At 73.9% G+C, this 3919-nt stretch carries 4 protein-coding genes; 2 read left to right on the top strand and 2 right to left on the bottom strand.

Annotation, left to right across the window (positions count from 1 at the left end; translation table 11 throughout):
* The first annotated feature begins 17 nt into the window (after positions 1–17).
* Positions 18–914: a glycerophosphodiester phosphodiesterase gene (locus E0D90_RS24390; protein WP_438827448.1), complete on the top strand. Its 897-nt coding sequence runs from the start codon at positions 18–20 to the stop codon at positions 912–914.
* Between the two features lie 9 nt (positions 915–923).
* Entirely contained in the window at positions 924–1487 is a 564-nt protein-coding gene (locus E0D90_RS24385; RefSeq protein WP_130800112.1) for a methylated-DNA--[protein]-cysteine S-methyltransferase, read from the top strand.
* Between the two features lie 138 nt (positions 1488–1625).
* Here E0D90_RS24385 and E0D90_RS24380 read toward each other — a convergent pair whose 3' ends face one another.
* On the bottom strand, positions 1626–2390 hold the full coding sequence (locus E0D90_RS24380; RefSeq protein ID WP_103503760.1) for a M23 family metallopeptidase: 765 nt from the start codon (positions 2388–2390) through the stop codon (positions 1626–1628).
* Positions 2391–2937: 547 nt separating this feature from the next.
* Positions 2938–3654, bottom strand: coding sequence for a PIG-L deacetylase family protein (locus E0D90_RS24375; RefSeq protein WP_227870474.1), 717 nt, complete (start codon positions 3652–3654; stop codon positions 2938–2940).
* Between the last annotated feature and the right edge of the window lie 265 nt (positions 3655–3919).

The following is a 3919-nucleotide window of genomic DNA, read 5'->3' as shown; positions in this document are numbered from 1 at the left end:
CCCCCTCCCCCGCCGTCATGGGCGCTCCCGCACCGGATTCCGGCCCCGGCGTCACCGTGGTCAGCCACCGCGGCGCCTCCGGCCACGCCCCGGAGAACACCCTCGCGGCGGTGGACGCGGCCGCCGCGCTGCACATCGACTGGGTGGAGATCGACGTCCAGCGCACCGCCGACGGCGAGCTGGTCGTCCTCCACGACGTCACACTCGACCGGACCACCGACGCCGCCGAGATCTACCCGGACCGCGCTCCCTGGGAGCTGTCGGCGTTCACGCACGAGGAGATCACCCGCCTGGACGCCGGATCGTGGTACGGGCCCGAGTTCGCCGGGGAGCCGGTGCCCACGCTGGGACAGGCCCTCGACAGGATCGACGGCAACGGGCAGAAGCTGCTGCTGGAGGTCAAGTCACCGGAGCTGTACCCGGGCATCGAGGCCGAGATCATCTCCGAGCTGCGCGCGCACGGCTGGCTGACTCCGCGACGGCTGCGCGACGGGCTGGTGGTGCAGAGCTTCGACTCCGCCTCGGTGCGCACCACGCACCGCCTCGACCCCCGGGTGCGTACCGGCCTGCTCGGGTCGCCGCCGGTCGCCGAGCTGCCGTGGCACGCCCGCTACGCCGACCAGATCAATCCCCGGCACACCTCGGTGACCGCCGAGTACGTCGAGGCCGTGCAGTCGCTGCGCGGGCCGCACGGGCGTCCGCTGGAGGTCTTCGTCTGGACCGTCAACGACGGACCGACCGCCATCGCGCTGGCCTCGCTCGGGGTCGACGGGGTGATCACCGACGTGCCGGACGTGATCCGCGCCGCGCTGCGCCCCGGCGGCTCGGCGTCGGTGGCCGGAACGGAGCCGGAGGCCGGCACGGAGCCGTCCGGTTCCGCGCTCGCGACGGCGGGTGCCGGCGCCGGCTCGTAGGCTGGCGCCATGTCGGACTCCCCTCCCGAGGTACGCACCGCGCCGGACGGGCGGACGCTCTGGACGCTCCGGGCGAGCCCGGTCGGCCCGCTGCTCCTCACCGCGACCGGCCGCGGGCTTGCGCGAGTCGTCTTCCACGCCGACGAGGCGGTGACCGGCTCCGTTCTCTCCCGTCCCACCGCGGGCGGCGGGACGGCGAGCGGCGACCCCACCGGGCACCTGCTGACCGCGTCCGGGGAGCTGGACGCCTACTTCGGCGGCGCGCTCCGGCGCTTCACGGTGCCGCTGGACTGGACCCTGGCGCCAGGATTCACCGGTCGCGTGCTGCGCGAACTGCTGGCGGCGGTGCCCTACGGGGCCGTCACCGGCTACCGGGAGCTGGCGCTCCGTCTCGACGAGCCGGGCGCGGCCCGCGCCGTGGGCGCCGCGATGGGTGCCAATCCGCTGCCGGTGATCGTGCCCTGCCACCGGGTGGTGGCGGCCGACGGCGGGATCGGCGGCTTCTCGGGCGGGCTGGAGACCAAGCGCACGCTGCTGGCCCTGGAGGGGGTGCTTCCCGCGCCGATGTTCTGAGCCGGGCGCCTCGCGCGGGCCCGGGCGCCCAGGGCGGCCCGGCAGGTCGCCCCACACGCCACCGGCCTCCCCCGCGGGTGCGGGGGAGGCCGGTGGCGTGTGCGCCCGGTACTGCGCGGGCGGTGCGGGGCGGTGCGATCAGACGTCGACGCCCTTGTCACGCAGGAAGTTGGCGGGGTCGACCGCGGAGCCGAAGTCGGGAGTGGTGCGGATCTCGAAGTGCAGGTGGGGGCCGCTGCTGTTGCCGGTGTTGCCGGACAGCGCGATCTGGTCGCCCGCCTTGACCTCGTCACCGACGGAGACCTGCACCGTGGACAGGTGCGCGTACTGCGAGTAGTGGCCGTCGGCGTGGCGGATCACCACGGCGTTGCCGTAGGCGGGACCGTCGCCGGCACCGTTGCCGCCGGCCTTGACCACGGTGCCCTTGTGCACCGACTTCACGGCGGTGCCGGTGGGCACGGCGAAGTCCTGGCCACTGTGGCCGGCCGCCCAGCGGTTGCCGTCGTTGCCGAAGGTGGCGCTGATGGTGTAGCCGCCGGAGATCGGGGTGACCCAGCCGTTGGCCTTCTTCTCGGCCGCCGCCTTGTCCGCCGCCGCCTTCTTCTCGGCCGCCGCCTTGTCCGCGGCGGCCTTCTCCGCCACGGCCTGCTCGGACTCCGCCTTGGCCGCCACCGCCTGCTTGGCGTCCTCGGTCACCGAGCGCTGCTGCAGGTCCGCCTGGACCTTCGCGTGCTGGGACAGCTCGGTGGCGTGCCCAGAGGCGAACAGGTCGCCGTTACCGCCTGTCGCCTGCGCGACCCCGCCGCCGGCCAGAAGGGCCGCGGCGCACGCGCCGATGGTGAGGGTTCCCGCCCGGCTGCGAAGTCGGGGGAGAAGTGCGCGGGACTGGTTGGTGCTGGACATTCCGGTGAAACCTCCGATGTGGGTGACGGCGCCGGTTCCCTCGAACGCCATATCCACATTGGTAATGCGCCTTTCCGGAGGATTCAAGAAGGCTTTTTACTACGCCCGGCCGTAGGGCCACGGAAAGGAATTTAGGCCCTTCCAGTGCGACCGGACCCCACGGTCACCGCACCTCGAAAGAGGCCGCCCGCGCAGGCCAGGCCGGCGGAGAGACGGAAGAACACGGCCGGCCCAGGGGAAAGTCAATCGCCTCCCGTCCGTTGTTCCCGACCCTCCCATGACCAAGGTCCCGGACCTCGGTCCCGGAATTCTGCTAAGCGTTCTAGTTGATGACGAAAGCGCCGTGGGCCACGTCACACACCTCTTTCTCCGAAGGGAATTCCGGCGGGACCTGGGGCCGTCCGTTTCGGGACTGAATGCCCCCGGCCGCGCCGCGCGTCCGCGCCCGGAACACAACGTGCCGGCCGCCCCGGGAAGGGGCGGCCGGCACGGACTGCGGGAGTCGGGCGGGCGCGGGGGCGCCGGGTGTCGGGCGGCGGGCAGCGGTTCAGCGCGGGAAGAGCTCGAACGTGACGCAGCGGCGTCCGCCGAAGCTCTCGGCCGCCGCGGTGGCGCCGCCGGTGATGAGGTCCCGGGCGTACTGCTCCGGCTCCGCCCCCAGGCCCTCCAGGTAGGCCCGGTGCTCCAGCAGCGAGCCGATGGCGGCGCGTACCGCCGGCTCCCCCACCGGCTGGGCATGGGTGGCCTCCGGGGAGGCCGCGACCGCCACCCAGCGCACGCCGTTCCACGGCTCCAGACCGCCCTCACCCAGCTGTTCGGCGAAGATCCAGCGGTTTCCGGCGTCCCCGGCCGCGTCGATGGCGGCCTGGCCGACCACCCGGTGGTCCGGCGTGTTGAGCGCGGAGCGGTCCCCGAAGTGCTCGCGGTGGTTCATGGTGATCAGCAGTTCGGGACGATGCCGCCGGATCGCCCCCGCCAGGTCGCGGCGCAGCGCCGGCCCGGCTTCGATGACCCCGTCGCGGTGGTCCAGGAACTCGACCTGCTCCACCCCGACCACCGCGGCGCTGGCCCGCTGCTCACGTTCGCGCAGCGGGGCGCACTCGTCGGGGTGGATGCCGTCGATCCCGGCCTCGCCGCGGGTGACCAGCAGGTAGCGGACCTCCTTGCCCGCCGCCGTCCATTCGGCGATCGCGGCGGCGGCGCCGTACTCCAGGTCGTCGGGGTGGGCGACGACGGCGAGCGCCCGCTGCCAGCCGCGCGGCATCTCCCGCAGGGTGTCCCGGTGCCCGGCACCGGTCGTCTCGCGCCCGGCCGCGTCGCTGTCACCGGTCTCCGTCGTGTGCGCGCTCTCGGTCATGTCGGGAGCGTAGCCAGCGGCCGGGGAGGGCCGCCACCGGTCGCCAGCGGGGCGGGGACGGCGTTGCCCGCCGCGTCACCGCCGGTCGTGGCGGACGACGACCGGCCGATCGGGTGGCGGCGGGGAGGAGAGCGGCGGTGTTCACGGGGTGTCTCTTTTACACATCTCCCAG

This window comes from Streptomyces otsuchiensis (assembly GCF_004305975.1).
In the GTDB taxonomy this organism is placed as follows: domain Bacteria; phylum Actinomycetota; class Actinomycetes; order Streptomycetales; family Streptomycetaceae; genus Streptomyces; species Streptomyces otsuchiensis.
Note: the sequence above shows the minus strand (reverse complement) of the source record. Positions and strands in the feature narration are given on the sequence as shown.